Source organism: Rhodococcus sp. M8, assembly GCF_015654185.1.
Classification (GTDB): Bacteria; Actinomycetota; Actinomycetes; order Mycobacteriales; family Mycobacteriaceae; genus Rhodococcus; species Rhodococcus aetherivorans.
In genome coordinates this window covers 808,474-827,016 of sequence record NZ_CP064065.1, presented here as the reverse complement: position 1 = coordinate 827,016, position 18,543 = coordinate 808,474, and the positions used below count along the sequence as shown (strand labels likewise).

At 72.1% G+C, this 18,543-nt stretch carries 17 protein-coding genes; 3 read left to right on the top strand and 14 right to left on the bottom strand.

The genetic code is table 11. The features are described 5' to 3' along the window. Positions 1-37: 37 nt before the first annotated feature. The 10 genes from ISO16_RS03725 to ISO16_RS03680 all read right to left on the bottom strand — a co-directional run bounded on the left by ISO16_RS03725 (position 38) and on the right by ISO16_RS03680 (position 11,512). Positions 38-1,123: a hemolysin family protein gene (locus tag ISO16_RS03725; RefSeq protein ID WP_029543826.1), complete on the bottom strand. Its 1,086-nt coding sequence runs from the start codon at positions 1,121-1,123 to the stop codon at positions 38-40. Then, the gene (locus ISO16_RS03720; protein WP_072635302.1) at positions 1,120-2,496 is read right to left on the bottom strand and encodes a hemolysin family protein; all 1,377 of its coding nucleotides are present in this window, start codon (positions 2,494-2,496) and stop codon (positions 1,120-1,122) included. The genes ISO16_RS03725 and ISO16_RS03720 overlap by 4 nt, the downstream gene beginning before the upstream one ends. A gap of 290 nt (positions 2,497-2,786) precedes the next feature. Further along, positions 2,787-4,226: a GuaB1 family IMP dehydrogenase-related protein gene (locus ISO16_RS03715; RefSeq protein ID WP_006936796.1), complete on the bottom strand. Its 1,440-nt coding sequence runs from the start codon at positions 4,224-4,226 to the stop codon at positions 2,787-2,789. 10 nt (positions 4,227-4,236) lie between these two features. After that, entirely contained in the window at positions 4,237-5,112 is an 876-nt protein-coding gene (locus ISO16_RS03710) for a DMT family transporter (protein WP_072635301.1), read from the bottom strand. Between the two features lie 42 nt (positions 5,113-5,154). Continuing rightward, positions 5,155-6,606 (bottom strand): NADP-dependent phosphogluconate dehydrogenase, encoded by a 1,452-nt coding sequence (gndA, locus tag ISO16_RS03705; protein WP_029543818.1) that lies wholly within the window; start codon positions 6,604-6,606, stop codon positions 5,155-5,157. Between the two features lie 70 nt (positions 6,607-6,676). Further along, positions 6,677-7,630, bottom strand: coding sequence for a M56 family metallopeptidase (locus ISO16_RS03700; protein ID WP_072635300.1), 954 nt, complete (start codon positions 7,628-7,630; stop codon positions 6,677-6,679). 17 nt (positions 7,631-7,647) lie between these two features. Next, positions 7,648-8,070 carry a BlaI/MecI/CopY family transcriptional regulator gene (locus ISO16_RS03695; protein WP_006936801.1) on the bottom strand — a complete coding sequence of 141 codons (423 nt, stop codon included), beginning with the start codon at positions 8,068-8,070 and terminating at the stop codon, positions 7,648-7,650. 9 nt (positions 8,071-8,079) lie between these two features. Continuing rightward, on the bottom strand, positions 8,080-9,003 hold the full coding sequence (locus ISO16_RS03690) for an ABC transporter ATP-binding protein (protein WP_072635299.1): 924 nt from the start codon (positions 9,001-9,003) through the stop codon (positions 8,080-8,082). Further along, positions 9,000-10,097 carry a FecCD family ABC transporter permease gene (locus ISO16_RS03685; RefSeq protein ID WP_072635298.1) on the bottom strand — a complete coding sequence of 366 codons (1,098 nt, stop codon included), beginning with the start codon at positions 10,095-10,097 and terminating at the stop codon, positions 9,000-9,002. The genes ISO16_RS03690 and ISO16_RS03685 overlap by 4 nt, the downstream gene beginning before the upstream one ends. Next, entirely contained in the window at positions 10,094-11,512 is a 1,419-nt protein-coding gene (locus ISO16_RS03680; protein WP_072635297.1) for a FecCD family ABC transporter permease, read from the bottom strand. Before ISO16_RS03680 ends, ISO16_RS03685 begins: the two co-directional genes overlap by 4 nt. Before the next feature lie 142 nt (positions 11,513-11,654). Between ISO16_RS03680 and ISO16_RS03675 the strand changes: the two genes are divergently transcribed. Both ISO16_RS03675 and ISO16_RS03670 read left to right on the top strand, forming a co-directional pair. Further along, positions 11,655-12,374 (top strand): hypothetical protein, encoded by a 720-nt coding sequence (locus tag ISO16_RS03675; RefSeq protein ID WP_006936805.1) that lies wholly within the window; start codon positions 11,655-11,657, stop codon positions 12,372-12,374. Positions 12,375-12,587: 213 nt separating this feature from the next. Continuing rightward, positions 12,588-13,034: a PaaI family thioesterase gene (locus tag ISO16_RS03670; protein WP_006936807.1), complete on the top strand. Its 447-nt coding sequence runs from the start codon at positions 12,588-12,590 to the stop codon at positions 13,032-13,034. A gap of 88 nt (positions 13,035-13,122) precedes the next feature. Here ISO16_RS03670 and ISO16_RS03665 read toward each other — a convergent pair whose 3' ends face one another. The 4 genes from ISO16_RS03665 to ISO16_RS28980 form a co-directional block, all read right to left on the bottom strand. Continuing rightward, positions 13,123-14,496 carry an NAD(P)/FAD-dependent oxidoreductase gene (locus ISO16_RS03665; protein ID WP_072635296.1) on the bottom strand — a complete coding sequence of 458 codons (1,374 nt, stop codon included), beginning with the start codon at positions 14,494-14,496 and terminating at the stop codon, positions 13,123-13,125. A gap of 146 nt (positions 14,497-14,642) precedes the next feature. After that, positions 14,643-15,674, bottom strand: a complete 1,032-nt coding sequence (locus ISO16_RS03660; protein ID WP_072635295.1) for a tyrosine-type recombinase/integrase — start codon at positions 15,672-15,674, stop codon at positions 14,643-14,645. A gap of 123 nt (positions 15,675-15,797) precedes the next feature. After that, positions 15,798-16,250, bottom strand: coding sequence for a redox-sensitive transcriptional activator SoxR (gene soxR, locus ISO16_RS03655; RefSeq protein WP_006936821.1), 453 nt, complete (start codon positions 16,248-16,250; stop codon positions 15,798-15,800). Between the two features lie 1,142 nt (positions 16,251-17,392). Continuing rightward, a complete protein-coding gene (locus ISO16_RS28980) occupies positions 17,393-17,761 on the bottom strand; it encodes an HNH endonuclease (protein WP_072635294.1) in 369 nt (122 codons plus the stop codon). Positions 17,762-17,977: 216 nt separating this feature from the next. Here ISO16_RS28980 and ISO16_RS03645 point away from each other — a divergent pair, with 216 nt between their 5' ends. Further along, the gene (locus tag ISO16_RS03645; protein WP_006936832.1) at positions 17,978-18,331 is read left to right on the top strand and encodes a VOC family protein; all 354 of its coding nucleotides are present in this window, start codon (positions 17,978-17,980) and stop codon (positions 18,329-18,331) included. The last annotated feature ends 212 nt before the right edge of the window (positions 18,332-18,543 follow it).

The window sequence follows — 18,543 nt, the reverse complement described above, 5'->3', positions numbered from 1 at the left end:
CGCCGGCCGGCGGGCGCCGGGGTGGTCGGGGCGGGGTTCACGTCCGGGGTCCCGGTCCCGGGTCGGCGATCCGGTGGGTGGTGTCGCGCACGGTGCCGACGAATTGTTCGACGAGGTCCTCGAGCGCGACGATGCCGATGACCCTGCCGTGCTCGTCGACGACTCCGCCGAGGTGGGAACTGGTGCGCCGCAGCAGCGACAGGGCGTCGTCGAGGGGGGCGTCGACCGGCACCGGCGGCAACGGCCGGATCTCCGCGGTCGCGATGATCGTGTCCGGTCCCGCGGACTCGTCGCGGACGAGGTCGAGCACGTCCTTCAGGTGCAGATAGCCGGCCAGTTCCCCGGCCGGGGTCTCCGCCGGGTACCGGGAGTAGCCGGTCTCGATGACGGCCCGCTCGACGGCCCCGAGGGTGGTGCCGGCCGGGCCGAGCGGAACGGTGCGGACCCCGGACAGGGGGATCGTCACGTCGGCGACGGTTCGTCCGCTCGTCGCGAGTGCCTTGGTCAGGCGCCGGTGTTCCTCCTCGTCCAGCAGCCCCTCGGAGCGGGACTCACCGATCATCTCGGACAGTTCGATCTCGGTGACGGTGACATCGAGTTCGTCCTTCGGTTCCACCCGCAGCAACCGCAGGCTGACGTTGGCGCACAGGTTGTAGAAGGCGATCAGCGGCCGGGCCACCTTCATGAACAGCAGGTGTGCCGGCACGAGCAGCATCGCCGACCGCTCCGGTCCGGCGATGGCGATGTTCTTCGGGACCATCTCGCCGAGCAGGATGTGCAGCACCACCACGATCGCGAGGGCGAGCGCGAAGCCGATCGGGTGCAGCAGGGAGTCCGGGACGCCGAGCGCATGCATGGGTTGTTCGATCAGGTGGGCGATCGCCGGTTCGCCGACGCGGCCGAGCAGGATCGAGCAGATGGTGATGCCGAGCTGGGACCCGGCGAGCATCAGCGACAGGTGCTCGCCCGCGTCGATGACGGTCCGTGCCCTCTTCTTGCCCTGCCCGACGAGGGTTTCGAGCCGGTCGCGGCGGGCGGTGATGAGGGCGAACTCGGCGCCGACGAAGAAGGCGTTGCCGGCGAGCAGCAGGACGGTGAGCAGCACCGCGAGCCAGTCGTTCATCGCCGGTCCCCCCTCTCGTCGTCCGGTGCGTGGTCGTCCTCGCCGGCGGGCTCGTCGACGGGGACGAGCAGGACCCGGTCGATGCGGTGCCCGTCCATCTCGAGGACGTGGGCACGCCACCGGTGATGGGCGTCGCCGGGCCGGTGCGGCAGCAGCACCTCGTCGCCGGATGCGGGGATCTCCCCGAGCTCGGTGAGGATCAGGCCGCCGAGGGTCTCGTACTCGCCGTCCGGGGCGAGGTATCCCGTCAGGTGGGCCACCTCGTCGATGCGGAGCAGCCCGGAGCAGGACCAGCCCTGCTCGACGCGCTGCGCCTCGGGCTCGGGTTCGTCGTGCTCGTCGCGGACGTCGCCGACGATCTCCTCGATCAGGTCCTCCATGGTGACGATGCCGGCGGTACCGCCGTACTCGTCGACGACGAGCGCGACCTGCATGCCGTCGGAGCGGACCCGTTCCATGACCGCGTCACCGTCGAGGGTGGACGGCACGACGGGCACCTGCCGGGCGAGGGTGCGCAGCTGGGTGTGGGCGCGGCGCCGGCCGGGCACGGTGAACGCGTGCTTGACGTGCACGACGCCGACGGTGGCGTCGAGATCGCCGTCGACGACGGGGAAGCGGGAGTAGCCGGTGCGTGACGAGGCGTCGATGAGGTCGAGGACGGTGTCGTGGACGTCGAGTGACTCGATGGTCACGCGGGGGGTCATGAGGTCCTCGGCGGTGCGTTCCCCGAAGCGCAGCGAGCGCCCGACCAGCAGCGCCGTGTTCTCGTCGAGGGCGCCGCGTTCCGCCGAGGCCCGGACCAGGGAACCGAGTTCCTCCGGGGAGCGCGCCGAGCGCAGTTCCTCGGCCGGTTCGATGCCCAATCGCCGCACGATCCGGTTGGCGGCGCCGTTGAGCCCGACGATGGCCCACTTGAAGACCAGCGAGAAGCCGGCCTGCAGGCCCGCGGTGGCGCGGGCGGTGGCCAGGGGCCGCGCGATGGCGAGGTTCTTCGGCACGAGCTCACCGAAGATCATCGAGAACGACGTGGCGATGATCAGCGCCAGGGCCAGGGAGATGCCGGAGGCCACGCCGGCGCCGAGCCCGGCCGCGCGCAGCAGCGGGTCGAGAAACCGGGCGAGGACCGGTTCGGCGAGGTAGCCGGTGATCAGGGTGGTGATGGTGATGCCGAGCTGGGCGCCGGAGAGCTGGAAGGACAGGGTGCGGTGGGCGTGCTGCACCTGTCGCGCGCGCAGGTCGCCGTCGCGGGCGTGGGCGTCGACGGTGCTGCGTTCGAGGGCGGTCAGGGAGAATTCGGCCGCCACGAACACGGCGGTGCCCGCGGTGAGGGCGATGAAGCCGACCAGGCTGAGAATGGACAGGAAGACGGACATCAGCACCGTCCCGGTGCCGACCGGGAGCTCCGCTCCGGTGCCGAATGGAAGCTGCGCTCCGGTGTCGAGTAGGTCCCGCCGGGTTTGTCACCCGGCTCGCTAGGGGAGCCCTCCGAACCGGCGGAGTCGGACTCCGCGTCGGCCGCGGTGGCCAGGGGTCCTGTCGAAGTGGTGGTGGGTGCCGCGGGCACCGGGTTCCTCTCGTCGGGCCCGATCATCGAAAAGGGGCGGGCGTTTCACGGTGAGGCCTCATTCTACGGGCCGTGTCCGGCTCCGCAGCGGCGGCGCGGTCACCAACCGGTGGGCAGGGGCCGTCCCTCGGCGAAGCCGGCCGCCGACTGCACCCCGAGCACGGCCCGCTCGTGCAGGTCCTCGAGGGTGCGGGCGCCGGCGTAGGTGCAGGTGCTGCGCACCCCGGAGCAGATGTGGTCGATCAGGTCCTCCACGCCCGGCCGTTGCGGGTCGATGCGGATCCGGGAGGTGGAGATGCCCTCCTCGAACAGGGCCTTGCGGGCGCGGTCGAAGGCGGAGTCGTCGACGGTGCGGGCGGCCACCGCGCGCTTGGAGGCCATGCCGAAGCTCTCCTTGTAGGGGTGTCCGGTCTCGTCGTAGCGCAGCTCGCCGGGGGATTCGTAGGTGCCGGCGAACCAGGACCCGATCATGACGTTGGCGGCGCCGGCGGCGACGGCGAGCGCGACGTCGCGGGGGTGGCGCACGCCGCCGTCGGCCCACACGTGCGCGCCGAGGTCGCGGGCGGTGTGGGCGCATTCGGCGACGGCGGAGAACTGGGGGCGCCCGACGCCGGTCATCATGCGGGTGGTGCACATGGCGCCGGGGCCGACGCCGACCTTGACGATGTCCGCGCCGGCGTCGAGCAGTTCGCGGGTGCCGGCGGCGGAGACGACGTTGCCGGCGACGAGGGGGACGGGCAGATCGAGCGCCTTGATCCGCTTCAGGGCGTCGAGCATCTTCTCCTGGTGCCCGTGCGCGGTGTCGAGGACGAGCAGGTCGACGCCGGCGTCGACCAGTCCGGCGGCCTTGGCGGCGACGTCGCCGTTGACGCCGACGGCGGCACCGATGCGCAGGGCGCCGTCGGCGTCGACGGCCGGGCTGTAGATGCCGGCGCGGACGGCGCCGGTGCGGGTCAGGACCCCGGCGAGGGTGCCGTCGTCGTGGGTGAGGACAACCAACGGGTCGTGCTTGGCCTCGAGCAGCGCGAACGCCTCCCGCGGGGACGAGCCGACGGGGGCGGTGGCGAAGTCGCGGATGGCGACCGACCGCAGCCGCGCGAACCGGTCCACCTCGCGGCAGGACGCCTCGGTGACGACGCCGACGGGGCGGCGGTTCTCGTCGACCACCACGACGGCGCGGTGGGCGCGTTTGGGCAGCAGGGCGAGGGCGTCGGAGACGGAGTCCTCGGGGCCGAGGGTGACGGGGGTGTCGGCGACGAGGTGGCGGCTCTTGACGAACGCTACGGTCTCGGCGGCGGTGCCAGCCGGCAGGTCCTGGGGGAGCACGACGAGCCCGCCGCGGCGGGCGACGGTCTCGGCCATGCGGCGGCCGGACACGGCGGTCATGTTGGCGACCACGATGGGGATGGTGGTGCCGGAGCCGTCGACCGTGGACAGGTCCACGTCGAACCGGGATGCGACGGCGGATCGGTCCGGGACGAGGAACACGTCGTCGTACGTCAGGTCGTACGGGGGCTGGTGACCGTCGAGGAAGCGCACCCGGCGAATGTTACGCGCCGGCGCCGGCGCCGGCGGGTGCGGTGAGCCGGGCCTGGCTGCGTGAGAGCGCCACCGTGGCGATCAGCATCACGCCGACCGAGGCGACGACGAGGGCGAGTCCCGGGCCGTCCACCCGGAGCCGTTCGTCGAGGACGGTCATGCCGAGGAAGACGGCGGCGAGGGGCTCGCCGATGGTGACGGCCGGCAGGGATGCGGCGAGCGGGCCGGCTTGGAAGGCGCGTTGCTGCAGGTAGACGCCGAGGAGGCCGGCGGTGACCAGGGCCCAGGTCTGCCAGGCGCCGGCCACGGGCCGCAGGCCGTGCTCGAACAGGTCGGTGACGTACTTGGTGAACGCCACCGCCACCCCGTAGAGCAGGCCGCTGGCCGCGCCGAGGGCCAGCGCCCGGGTGCCGCGGTCGCGGCCGAACAGCCCGATCGCGGTGGCGGCGAGCACGACGGCGCACACCACGCCGAGCGGGAGCACCCACTCGTGCCCCGGGGCGTCGATCTCCCCGGCGGTGGGGTCGCCGACGACGAGGAACACGACGAGAGCCGCGCACAGCGCCGCCGCGGTCAGCCAGGTGGGACGGGTGATGCGAGACCCGGAGAACGCCGCGGACAGGGGGAGGGCGAACAGCAGCGACGACACCAGCAGCGGCTGGACCACCAGGACCGGCCCGAGGGCGAGCGCGGCGACCTGCAGCAGGTAGCCGCCGCCGTCACCGAGTACCCCGGCCCACCAGCGGGGGCTGCGGATCAGGGCGGCGACGAGGGACTCGCCGGCGGGGACGGCTTCGGCGGAGCGCTGCTGGGCGACGCTGGCCGCCGCGAACAGGATCGCGGCGGCCAGCGCGCACACGACGGACGCCGTGACGGTGCCGCTCATGGGCACAAACTATGCCCTACGGCGGCGTCGGTGCGGGCGCGGTCAGGCGCGGATCTCGCTGCGGTCGCCGCTCCAGAGGGTGTGGAACTTGCCGTCGGCGTCGATGCGCTCGTAGGTGTGGGCGCCGAAGAAGTCGCGCTGGCCCTGGGTGAGGGCCGCGGGCAGACGTTCGGCGCGCAGCCCGTCGTAGTACGACAGCGACGAGGCGAACGCGGGGACGGGGATGCCGAGCATGGTGGCGGTGGCCACGACGCGGCGCCAGCTGTCGATGCCGGCTTCGATGGCCTCGCGGAAGTAGGGGGCGAGGATCAGGCTGGGCAGCTGCGGGTCGGCGTCGTAGGCCTCCTTGATGCGGTTGAGGAACTGGGCGCGGATGATGCAGCCGCCGCGCCAGATGGTGGCCAGGGCGGCGCGGTCGACGTTCCAGCCGTATTCGGCGCTGCCGGCGGCGATCTGGTCGAAGCCCTGGGCGTAGGCGACGATCTTCGACGCGTACAGGGCGCGGCGGATGTCCTCGGTGAACTGTGTGGCGTCGGCGGGCTTGTCGCCGAGGGCGCCGGAGGCCAGGCCGCGGGCCGCCGCGCGCTGGGTGCGGGAGCCGGACAGGGCGCGGGCGAAGACGGCTTCGGCGATGCCGGTGACCGGGACGCCGAGGTCGAGGGCGGACTTGACGGTCCAGCGGCCGGTGCCCTTCTGCTCGGCGGCGTCGACGATGACGTCGACGAGGGGCTTGCCGGTGGTGGCGTCGGTCTGGCGCAGGACGTCGGCGGTGATCTCGATCAGGTAGGACTCGAGGGTGCCGGTGTTCCACTCGGAGAACACGTCGGCGATCGTCGTGGCGTCGTAGCCGAGGGCGTCGCGCAGCAGGTTGTAGGCCTCGCCGATGAGCTGCATGTCGGCGTACTCGATGCCGTTGTGCACCATCTTCACGAAATGGCCGGAGCCGTCGGGGCCGATGTGGGTGCAGCACGGGGTGCCGTCTACGTGGGCGGAGATCGACTCGAGGAGGGGGCCGAGGGCCTCGTAGGACTCCGTGGGGCCACCGGGCATGATCGACGGCCCGTTGAGGGCGCCTTCCTCGCCGCCGGAGATGCCGGCGCCGACGAAGTGCAGGCCGCGTTCGCGCAGTGCCGCTTCGCGGCGGATGGTGTCGGTGTAGAGGGCGTTGCCGCCGTCGATGATGATGTCGCCGGGTTCCATCGCGTTCGCGAGTTCCTCGATGACCGCGTCGGTGGCCTCGCCGGCCTTGACCATGATGAGCACCCGGCGCGGCTTCTGCAGGGCGGCGACGAACTCTTCGATGGTTTCGGTGCGCACGAAGTCGCCGTCGTCGCCGTGGGCTTCGAGCAGGGCGTCGGTCTTGGCGACACTGCGGTTGTGCAGCGCGACGGTGTGGCCGTGGCGGGCGAAGTTACGGGCGATGTTCGATCCCATGACGGCCAGGCCGGTCACGCCGATCTGGGCGCGGGGATTCTCGGTGCGTTCGACGGTCATGGGTACAGCTTCCCCCGAACCCGGACGGGATCGAAATCGGGGGCGTGCTACGGGTGGGGCCGGCGCCGGTTCACCAGGCGCGCAGCAGGCGGCCGAGTTCGGTCAGCCACGGCACGGCGACCGCGATGGTGGGCACGACGAGGATCGCGACGGCGGCGGCGTACGCGATGACGGCGGTGCGCAGGTCCGGTCCGGGTTCGGCGAGGCGTTTGACCCGCAGCAGCGTGGAGGGGCCACCGACGGCGAGGGCGCCCTGGGGGGTGCGGGCGCCGGCGCAGGCCACCAGGGCCCGGGCCAGCGGGGTGGGTCCGGTGACGCGCACGGCGGAGTCGTCGGCGAGCATCTCGACGAGCAGCTGCACCGAGCCGAGCGCCGACTTGGACCGCACCCAGCGGGGGAACGCCTCGTAGACGGCGGTGAACGCCTCGAGCACGAGGTCGTGCCGGGCCCGCAGGTGCGAGTGCTCGTGGCCGAGGACGGCGCGGATCTCGTCGTCGCCGAGGTGGTCGAGGGTGCCTTCGCTCAGCACGACCCGGTGCCGCAGGCCCGGCAGGCAGTAGGCGACGGGTTCGGCGGTGTCGAGGACGCGCACGTAGGACAGCTGGCGTACCGACGCGCCGCTGTCGCGCCGGTCGAGCAGGTCGACGAGCATGCGGTGCCGGGCCCGGCGGCGGCGGGTTCGGACGCCGACCCGCAGAATCGAATACATCAGCCGTGCACCGATCAGCAGGGTGAGGGCGAAGACCACCACGTAGGTCAGCCACAGGGGCAGGCCCAGCGCGTCGATCTCCTGCAGCGGGGCGGTGGTGGGGCGGCCGTCCTCGCCGGGGACGAGCAGCAGCGACGCGATGGCCAGGCCGGAACTGAACGCGGACAGCACGGCCGCGAGGGCCACTGCCTGCCACAGCACCAGGGCGGCGCGGGGGTTGCGGTACGGCCAGGTGGCACGACTGAGCAGGGCCGGTATCGGTCCTGCCAGCAGCAGCGCAAGGATGCCGAAGACCAGCGCAGTGGTCGCGTTCATGGCACCGAGTGTGCCAGTCAGCTCGCCCGACCGGTACCCGGGTCGGCGACGGCGGGACGGGCGTGCCCTTCCTCCTCGGCCTCGAGGGCGGCGAGGGCCTCGCGCAGCGCGGCGGCCTCGTCGGGATTGACACGCCCGATGAAGTGGACGAGGGCGGCGACCCGGCCGGCGGACTCGTCGGCCTGATCCAGGGCGTCGACCATGAGGCTGGCGACGAGTTCTTCGCGGCCGTGCACCGGCACGTAGCGGTGGGCGCGGTCGTCGCGCTGCTGGATGACGAGGTTCTTCTTCGCGAGGCGCTGGAGAACGGTCATGACGGTGGTGTACGCGAGGGAGCGCCGGGCGGCGAGGGCCTCGTGGACCTGCCGGACGGTCTGGGGTTCGGTGGAGGACCACAGGTGGTCCATCACTGCGCGTTCGAGTTCTCCGAGTGCTGCCATGACACGAGTTTACCGGGTCTCCGACGTCCGTGTCGTACTACCCGAAGTAGTACGTGTTCTCGTGGCTGCCGGGCCGCCCGCGGTGCCGACGACGTGGCGGGTGCCGATCGGCACGATCAGCGGCCGGTCCGAGACCGGATCGTCGATCACCGCGGCGTCGAGCGCGAAGACCTCGCGCAGCAACTCCTCGGTGATCACCTCCGCCGGCGCCCCCGACCGCACGATCCGCCCGTCCTTCATCACCACGAGATGGTCGCTGTAGCGGATCGCGAGATTCAGATCGTGCAACACCATCACCACGGTGCGCCCCAGCTCCGAGTGCAGGCGGTCGACGAGGTCGAGCACCTCCACCGAATGCGCCAGATCCAGATAGGTGGTCGGCTCGTCGAGCAGCAGGATGTCGGTGCCCTGCGCCAGCGCCATCGAGATCCACGCCCGCTGCCGCTGCCCGCCCGAGAGCTGATCGACCGGGCGGTCGGCCAGATCCGCGATGCCGGTGCGTTCCAGCGCGACGGCGACCTCGCCCTCGTCGTCGGCGGACCACTGGCGCAGCCACGACTGGTGCGGATGCCGTCCGCGTGCGACGAGGTCGGCGACGGTCAGGCCCTCCGGCGCGACGGGGGCCTGCGGCAGCAGCCCCAGCACCCGCGCGACGTCGCGGGTGCGCATCGAGGAGATCGCGTGCCCGTCGAGGAGCACGGTGCCGCGACGCGGGCGCAGCAGCCGGCCCAGGGCCCGCAGCAGGGTGGACTTGCCGCAACCGTTGGGACCGATCACCGTGGTGATCACGCCGGTGGGCACGGTCAGATCCAGGTCGTCGACGACGAGCCGGTCGCCGTAGCCCAGGGCCAGGTGCTCGGCGACGAGCCGCGGCGACGCGGCCGCCGCCGGTTGGGCTGCGGGCGCGCCGATGTCGCGGGAGATGCCGGTCATACGGAGACCTTTCGGTTGGAGCGCACGAGCAGGTACAGCAGGAACGGGCCGCCGAGCGCGGAGGTGACCAGCCCGACGGGCAGGGCCACCGGCAGCACCGTCCGGGCGAGGATGTCGGCCGCGACGACGAGCGCCGCCCCGGTCAGGGCCGAGGCGATCAGCGGCGGGCCGGGGGAGCGGACCAGCCGCAACGCGACCTGAGGGGCGGCCAATGCGACGAACCCGATGGGGCCGGCCGCCGCGGTGGCGATCCCGGCCAGCGCGCACGCGGAGAGCAGCAGCACCGCCCGCTGGGTCTGCAGCCGCACCCCGAGCGAGCGGGCGGTGTCGTCCCCGAGCCGCAGCGCGCCCATCGTGAACGCGCCGGTGACGAGCCAGCCGCCGAGCACGGCGAGCGCGAGCGCCGTGGGCACCACCTGGGACCACCCGGCGCCGTTGAGCGACCCGGTGAGCCACACCTGGGCCTGCGAGACGTCGTTGATGTCGGCCGAGACGAGCATCCAGTTGGTCAGCGCGACGAACAGGGCGTTGGCGCCGATGCCGATCAGCACCAGCCGGAAGCCCTCGACGCCGCCGCGCCAGGCCAGCACGTACACCGCCGCGGCGGTGAGCAGGCCCCCCAGCAGCGCCGCGAGCGGCAGGCCGAGCGCGCCGAGCGCCCCGCCGAGCACTCCGGACCCGGTGGCGACGATCAGGGCGACGGCGGCCGCGCTCGCCCCGGCCGTGATGCCCAGAATGTCGGGGCTGGCCAGGGGATTGCGCGAGACCGTCTGGGTCAGCGCCCCGGAGACGGCCAGGGCCGCGCCGACGAGCACCGCCGCCAGGCCGCGGGGCAGCCGCAACTCGTGCACGATGAACCGGTCGAGCTGTTCCCCGCCGCCGGCCAGGACGGCGAGCACCTGCGGCACCGACAACGGATAGTCGCCCCGGCCGAGGCCCACGCACAGCAGCAGGAACGTCGCCACCACCAGCGCCAGGCACACGACCACCATGCGCGGGCGCCACACGAGCGAGACCGGGCCGAGCCGCAGGGCCGGACGGGACGGGACCGTCGGCCGGTCCGGTGCGGGGTGCGTCGTCGCGGGCGCGGTCACAGCGCCACCAGCCGGCGCCGGCGGACCAGGGCGATGAAGAACGGCGCCCCCATCAGCGCGAGCACGATGCCGACCTGCAGTTCGCCGGGCCGCACGACGATCCGGCCGATCACGTCGGCGAGGACGAGCAGCGCGCCGCCGAGCAGGCCCGAATAGGGGACCAGCCAGCGATAGTCGGGTCCGGTGACGGCCCGCGCCACGTGCGGGACCACGAGCCCGATGAACGCGATCGGCCCGCACGCCGCCGTGGCCGCGCCGGTGAGCAGGGTGATGGCGACGATGCCGACGGTGCGGGCCGCGACGACGTTCGTGCCGAGGGAGCGGGCCACGTCCTCGCCGAGTCCGAGGACGTTGAGGCCGGGCGTGTTGGCCACCGCGATGACGAGCCCGGCCGCGAGGAACGGCAGCACCTGCCACAGCACCTCGAGGTCGCGTCCGGCGACGGAGCCGACGATCCAGAACCGGTATCCGTCGAGGGTGGTCTGGTCGAGCAGCACCACCGCATGCGTCATGGCCTGCAGGAAGAAAGCGACGGCGGCGCCGGCCAGGGCCAGGCTCAGCGGCCCGGCGCGGCCACCGCCGAGGGAGGACAGCCCGAAGACCACGAGGCTGGCGGCGAGGGACCCGGCGAAGGCGAACCACAGGTACTGGGCGGGGGTGGACATGCCCAGCAGGTAGATCGAGAGCACCACCAGGAACGCGGCGCCCGCGTTGAGGCCGAGCAGTCCCGCGTCGGCCAGCGGATTGCGGGTGTGGCCCTGGATGAGGGCGCCGGCGACGCCGAGTGCGATGCCGACCACGAGTCCGAGGACCGTGCGCGGGATCCGCAGGGTGTGCACGATGACGTCGGTGTCGGAGCCGTCGTCGACGGTCAGCGCGTGGACGACCTCGGCGATGGTCATCGGTCGCGCGCCGACGGCGATCCCGGCGAGCAGCACCACCCCCAGGACGCCGCCGATGGCGAGCAGGCCGAGGAGCCGGCGACGGCGGAGCGCCGCGAGGCTCGTGTCGGCGGCGCGGGGGGTGAAGCCCGCGGCGGCGGCGACGCGGTCGGTGACGACCTCGGTGCCGCGCCGCAGCAGGCTGCGCCGCGTGCCGGCCGGGCCGCCGTCCGCGGCGTCGCGCGTGATCAGGCCGGTCCACTGCTTGCCGAGGCTGCACCCGGTGCTGCCCTCGCGGTGCCCGCGGTTCCACCATTGCAGGCCGACGGTGGCGGCCAGTGCGGTGCCGCCGAAGACGACCCGGTCGGTCTGCCCGCCGCCGTTGGCGTCGGCGAGTGCCTGCACGAGCAGCAGGCCGATGCCGGCGGGAACGGCGAGCAGGGCCAGGTCGAGGGCCTCGGCAACGAGGCGTCGGGCCAGGGAGGGAGGTACAGCGGCGGAGGCCGGTGTGTCCGGGGGGCGGAGGGTGGTCACAGGGGCGGGCTCCTCGGGGGACGCGAACTCGGCCGAACGGAGGTTAGGTTACCGAACCCTATCTTCCGGGTTGCATCCGCCGGCCCGTAATGTAATGGTTAGGCTTACCTAACCACAGCAGCTCGCCGATCAGGAGGTGTGGATGACAACCCTGCTGCCACCCCGATCCACCGCAGCGCAGGTCCGCGCGTTCGTGGACACGGACGCCCGCCTGCGCCTGCTGACGCCGCACGCCCCGCGCGTCTACGCCGTCGCCCGCATCGACGACGAGCCGCGCCGCCGCTGGTGGCGGCTCGCCGACGCCGAGCGGGACCGGCGGATCGCGCTGCTCCACGCCCGCGCGCTCGAGGACGTCGCCGACCCGCGGATCGCCGCCGACCAGGTGGCCGGCGCCCTCGTCCACGTCGTCGCGGGCCGGGTGCTCGCCCCCTACCTGCTCGAGGCACGCTGCTGGGACCCCGGACTCGACAACCTGTGGATCCACCAGGACAGCGACGGAGGCATCGACTGGGCCGCGGTCGCCGACGACACCCTGCGCGTGTTGCCCGACGACCCCGCGGCCGCCGACGACACGGTCGTCGTGCTGCCGTGTGAGGAGGCGCTCGCGCGGTGGACCGCCCACCGGGCCGGCACCGCGCTGCATGCCGCGCACGCCTCGCTGGCACTGTGCGCCCCCACCGACGCGCTGCGGTTCTGGTCCCTCCTGGGCCGCGCCGTCGTGGCGGGTGCGGCCCAGATTCCCCTGCTGGCCGGCACCTCCCGCTCCGTCGCGGCGCGTCGCGGCCAGCTTCTGCTGGATGCGTTCCTGACGCTGGGCCTGCCGGTCCGAGGGCTTGCCAAATTAGGCAAGCCTTCCCTATAGTCGAGAGTGTTGCGACCGCCGGACCGCGCCGGAGTCCTGAGGGCTGCAGAGACTCCCGGTCCTTCCCGCGGCGGGCCTCGCGTCCACGACGCGAGGCCCGCCGGCTCGTCCCGGCACTGCGTGCCACCGGCGATGTCCTAGCATCCCTTCCAGACCCGGCGACCGCCGCCGGGCCCGCGCCAGGGAGCTGGCACGACCCGGACGGAGTGACACATGACCGATCTGCCCACGCAGGAGCACCTGACCGACCCCGCGGCCGTCACCGAACAGCACAACAACGGCTTCGGCTCCGTCCTCGGCCTCGAGTTCACCGAACTCGGCCCGGACCGGGTCCGCGCGCACTGGACCGTCACCCCGACCCAGCACCAGCCGTTCGGCATCGTCCACGGCGGCGTCTACTGCGCGGTCGTCGAGTCCGTCGCCAGCTTTGCCGGCAGCATCTGGCTCGGCGACCGCGGCAAGGTGGTGGGGGTCAACAACAACACCGACTTCATCCGCGCCACCCGCGAGGGTGTGCTCACCGCCACCGCCACCCCCATCCAGCGCGGGCGCAGCCAGCAGCTGTGGCAGGTCGCCATCACCGACGAACAGGACCGCACCGTCGCCCACGGGCAGGTGCGCCTCGCCAACATCCTCGATCCCGACGCCCTGGGGGGCTGACCACAGCGGTGGGGGCCACCGGAACCAGCCTCAGCCCGCGGCGCGGCGGCGGCCGCGTCTCAGCCCGCGGCGCGGCGGCGGCCGCGTCTCAGCCCGCGGCGCGGCGGCTGCCGCGTTCGGCCTCCTCGGTGTGCCGCTGCAGCCGATCGATCGCGTTGCGGGCGAACACCTGCTGCTCCGTCGAGGCCATCTCGTTGCGGCCCCGGGTCAGGAACGTCGTGGCCCACGACAGCAGGGTCGACAGCTTGTTCGAGAACCCCACCAGGTACAGCAGGTGGATCCCCAGCCAGGCCACCCAGCCGACGAACCCGCTGATCTCGAGCTTGCCGACCTTCGCGACCGCGCTGAACCGGCTGATCGTGGCCATCGAACCCTTGTCGAAGTACTTGAACGGCTTGCGTTCGGCCGGACTGTGACCGGACAGGCCCGCCACGATCTGCCGCGCCGCGTACTTACCGCCCTGCATCGCCACCTGCGCCAGGCCGGGCAGCTTGTCCAACGACATCATGTCGCCGATGACGAACACGTTCGGGTGACCGGGCAGCGACAGGTCCGGATTCACCTGGACCCGGCCCGCCCGGTCGACCTCGGCGCCGGACTGCTCGGCGAGCTGCCGGCCCAGCGGGCTCGCCGACACGCCCGCCGACCACACCTTGCACTGCGATTCGATCCGGCGCTCGGTGCCGTCCTTCTCCCTGATCGTCAGGCCCGTCGCGTCCACGTCGGTGACCATCGCGTTGAGCTGGATCTCCACGCCGAGCTTCTCGAGGGTCTGACGGGCCTTGGCGCTGAGCTTGCCCCCGTACACCGGCAGCACGTCCGGTGCCCCGTCGAGCAACACCACCCGCGCCGACGACGGATCGATGGTGCGGAACGCGCCCCGGAGCGTGTGATGGGACAGCTCCGCGATCTGCCCGGCGAGTTCCACCCCCGTGGGGCCCGCCCCGACCACCACGAACGTGAGCAGCCGCCGCTGCTCGGCCGGGTCCTCGGACAGTTCCGCCTGCTCGAACGCCCCGAGGATCCGGCCGCGCAGCTCGAGCGCGTCGTCGATCGTCTTCATGCCGGGCGCGAACTCGGCGAACTGGTCGTTGCCGAAATACGACTGCCCGGCACCGGCGGCGACGATCAGGCTGTCGAACGGCGTCACCGTCTCGTGCTCGAGGAACCGGGACGCGACGGTCTGCTGCGTCAGATCGATCGACTCGACGTCGCCGAGCAGCACCTGCGCGTTCTTCTGCTTGCGCAGCACCAGGCGGGTCGGGGGCGCGATGTCGCCCACCGACAGGATGCCCGTCGCCACCTGGTACAGCAGCGGCTGGAAGAGGTGGTGCGTGGTCCGAGCGACGACGGTGACGTCCACGTCGGCACGTGCGAGGGCCTTGGTGGCGAACAGGCCCCCGAATCCGGATCCGATCACCACGACATGGTGACGACGTGGCTCAACCGACTGGATGCTCATTCCGTGCTCCTCGATGTCTCGGGTCGACCGGGCAACCGGTGGCGGGACGAGCGACGGGGCTCCCGCGCCGCCCCCAGTCTGTCAGCAATACCCGCTCACCACAGGCTTACGCGTCCCGCCACCGGCCGGCCCCCGCGCGCCGGGCCTCACTCGCGCCGGTCGAGCAGCCCGTAGACCGGATTGTGCCGCGCGGCGTGCCGGACCGCGTCGTCCGTCGCCGACGTATAGATCTGCACGGTCTGCAGCGACCGGTGTCCGAGCAACTGCTGCAGTTCCACCATCGTCGCGCCGCCGTCGGCCAGACTGGTGGCGAAGGTGTGCCGCAGCGCGTGCGCGAGGGCGCCCCGCTTGCGCTCACCCTCGATGCCCGCCATCCGGTACATCCGCCGCACCCGGTACTGCAGCGTGCCGCGGGTGATGCGCTGGCCGTCGGCGCCGACGAACAACGGATCGGACGGGGGATAGCGCTCCCACACCGCCGGCGTCTCGTCGTCGCCGCGCCGGGACCGCTGGGACGGGGGGAACCGCGTGTAGCGCTCCTCGAGGTACCCGGAGACGATCGCCGTCCAGCTCTCCTCGAGCGGAATCCGCCGTTCCACCGATCCCTTGCCCATCACCCGCAGCACGGGCGCCTCGGTGCCGCCGAGAACGCTGCCGAGATCGAGGCGGATCAGCTCCTCCGAGCGGATGCCGGTCAGCAACAGGGTCGCGATGAGCGCCAGATCGCGCTGAGGCCACTCCCGGCCCGAGGCGGCGGGGCGCTGCGCCTCGACGGTGAGGGTGTCGACGAGTTGACCGATCGCCTTGGGCGTGAACGACTTCGGGGTGTGCTGCGGCCGCTTCGGCTGGGCGATCGACGCCATCGGGTTGCCCTCCGACACCCCCTCGGAGACGAGGAAGTTGCAGAAGCTGTTCCACACCGACCAGGCCCGCCGCACCGACGCCGGTTGCCGCTCCCGCGCGAACGCGGCGAACGCCGAGCGCATCGCCCGGATCGTGATGTCCTGCACGCACAGGTCCTCCGGGGCGACCGAGAGCTTGACGCCGAGTTCCTCGCACACCGCCTGCAGATCCAGTCGGTACGCCTTGACGGTGTGCGCCGACCGCTTCGCCGTCTGCAACGTCTCGAGATACGCGGCGACCCAGTCCAGCAACCCCGGATCCACCCGGCTCGTCATGCCCCTCCTCACGTACCGGTCGTACACCTGTGCGATACCAGTGTGACATCCGGGACCGACGGGAACGGTGTGACAACAGGAAAGGGGAGTGGGGACCCGAGGCGGGGCGCGGGTGCCGGACTCCTATCGGGGCACGGACCTGCCGAGCCGGTGCGGTCCCGGCCCCTGCGCGCCCAGCACGTCGCCGGGGTTGGCCAGCGGACACGAGGCCAGGCTCAGGCAGCCGCAACCGATGCAGTCGGTGAAACTGTCCCGCAGGGCTGTGAGCGCCTCGATCCGCTCGGTGAGCCGGTCGTGCCACTGCCGCGATAGCCGGGCCCAGTCCGCGGCGGTCGGCACCCGGCTGTCCGGCAACGAATCGAGCGCCTCCCGGATCTCGTCGAGGGAGACTCCGACGCCCTGGGCGACCCGGATGAACGCCAGGCGACGCAGCGTGTCGCGCCGGTAGGTGCGCCGGTTCCCGGAGGTGCGCCTGCTGTCGATCAGGCCGCGGGCCTCGTAGTAGTGCAGCGCGGACACCGCCACCCCGGAGCGGGCGGACAGCTCGCCCGGGGTCAACCACACGCTCGGCCGCATCGACGTCCCTCCCGTACCCCGGGCCGGCCCGGCGGAACCGACCATACCTGTCGAACCCGAATCTACGTCGACGCGGAAAGGGATGCCGTGCGGGGAGAGGTCCGGGACGGGACGGAGTGGGCGAGACGTATCGCCGCCCGGGGACGAGCGCGAGGGTTGCCTTCCCGGCGCTCGCCCGCACGCGGGCCGGTTCGTCGCGCCCGGGGCGCAAGGGACGAGGGCGGCGAGCGCGGGATTGCCCACACGGCGGCGTTCCGCCGGCATCCGGGGAGCGTACCCGCCGCGACCTCTGCCGCACATGATGGATAACGGTGATTATCCATCATAATCGTTATTATAGATGGCGAGGAGTGTGGCGCCGACCCCGACGAGAGGATCGACGCGGTGCGCCGTGGGGCCGGGCATGCCGGCCGGTCGCCGGCGGCGCGGGGCATTCCCGGCCGTCGGGGTGCTCGGGCATCGGGGAGGAGGTCTCGTCCATGCCGAACGTCGGGCGCCGCAGGGGCGTCGGGACGGGTCCGTGCGGTATATCTTCACGGCAGGTCGGACCGTCTGCGAGATGTCGTGATCCCGTATGTGGCGATCGGCCGTCGCGCCGAAGAACGTCGCAGTAGCGCACCGGCCGTTCCGTGGGGCGGCCCGCCGTTCCCGGCGTTGCCGAGGTGGCGGGCGTCGCTGCCGGAGCGGATCCAATCCGCCGTCTGCTCGATCACCTCCGCCGTCGCGACGCGGGGCGTCGACCACCTCGGCACTGCATTCGATCCCGGTTGGGGAGTTCTCCGATCCGTTAGTTGACATAATGTGGATTATCGGCAATACGAGTACCGGACTCGACCAGCCTTTTCGCCGACGCGGGATCCGGTCGGGTGTCGAGGATGTCGCGAGCCTGCCCGTCGTGACGACGTTCATCTGCTCGGCTTTCGGCGTCGCGGCGCAACGTCGGGCACTTTGTATCGCGGGCTCGCTGCCGAACCGCGCCGCCCAGAGCCCGGACATGCCTGCCGCCGAGCGGCCGGATGCCACCCCGAGGTCAGCAATCGACCACGTGCTCCGGCGTGGCGTGCCCTCGCCCCCGCCGCGGCCTCCTCGCGAAGTAATTCGTCACAGTGACGATTGCTGGGGTGAATCCCGGTCAGCGTCCCTCAGCGGTCGTCGGGTCGGCAACGCCGCAGCTGGCCGGACAGGTAGCGCTTGGCGCGGCGATGTCCACCCGCGCTGTCGAATTCGAGGTTCAACTCGTTCAGCAGCGTTGCCAGCAGACTCGCCTGAGGGGTCCATCCGTGTCGGTGTCGGCACTGTGCGAGCCAGTCGATCGGGCCCATGTGTCCGCGATCCGCGTTGCACCGCGGGCACGCGGCAGCCTCGTTGGCGGCGATGCTGGGACCGCCTTTGACTCGCGGCACGAGGTGTTCGGTGGTCGGTGGTACCAGGGGCCCGAACCGTCTGCCGCACCACAGGCATCGGCCGCCCTGACGGTCGACAGCGAGCACGAGTCTGGCGGCACGGTCCACTCGTCGATGGTAACCAGCGGCGCTGCCGACACCGCCGGCCTCGAACCGCCTCCCCTCCCCCTCGCGCCGCACAAAATTCATCGACCCTAATACGTCACTGTGACAAAAATCGGACTGGGAGGGGTCGACCGGCGGCGCTCGAAGGGACGATCGACTCTCGCTGCCCTGGTGTCGATCCCGTTAGGCTTTCCGGACATTCGCCGAAGGAGGACTTTCGTGAGCGGCCATGAAGTGAAGATGATCGTGCTGTCGACCGACGATCTCGACGAGTCGATCAAGTTCTACAGCGAGACCCTGGGCATGGCGTTGAAGTTCCGCGACGGCGCTCATTTCGCGGCCCTCGACGGTGGCGGGGTCACCCTCGCACTCGCGACCGCAATCGACCATCCGATCCACGGCCAGGTGGTCGTCGGCATCAAGACCGCCGACGTGGACGCCGCCGCGAAGGCCATCGAAGAAGCCGGCGGCGGCATCGTGAAGGGCCCGTACGACGACGCGCACGAGCGCCGCGCCGTGGTGTACGACAACAAGGGCAACGGGTTGGTCTTCTACAGCCCGCTCGGGCGGTGATCGGTCGCAGACCCCACGTCCCCGCCGCGTGCCGACCTGTTCTGGGTCGACGCCGCCGGATCGGATATATGACCGGAGGGGCCGGCGGCAGCTCGTCAGGGCCGCGCGCAGTGCTCATCGAGGGCGAGATCGCCGGGACGTGGCGGCCGCGCAAGCGCGGTCGCCTTCTGACGTTATGGACCGGGAGGTCGATCCGGTCCGCCCCGATGTGC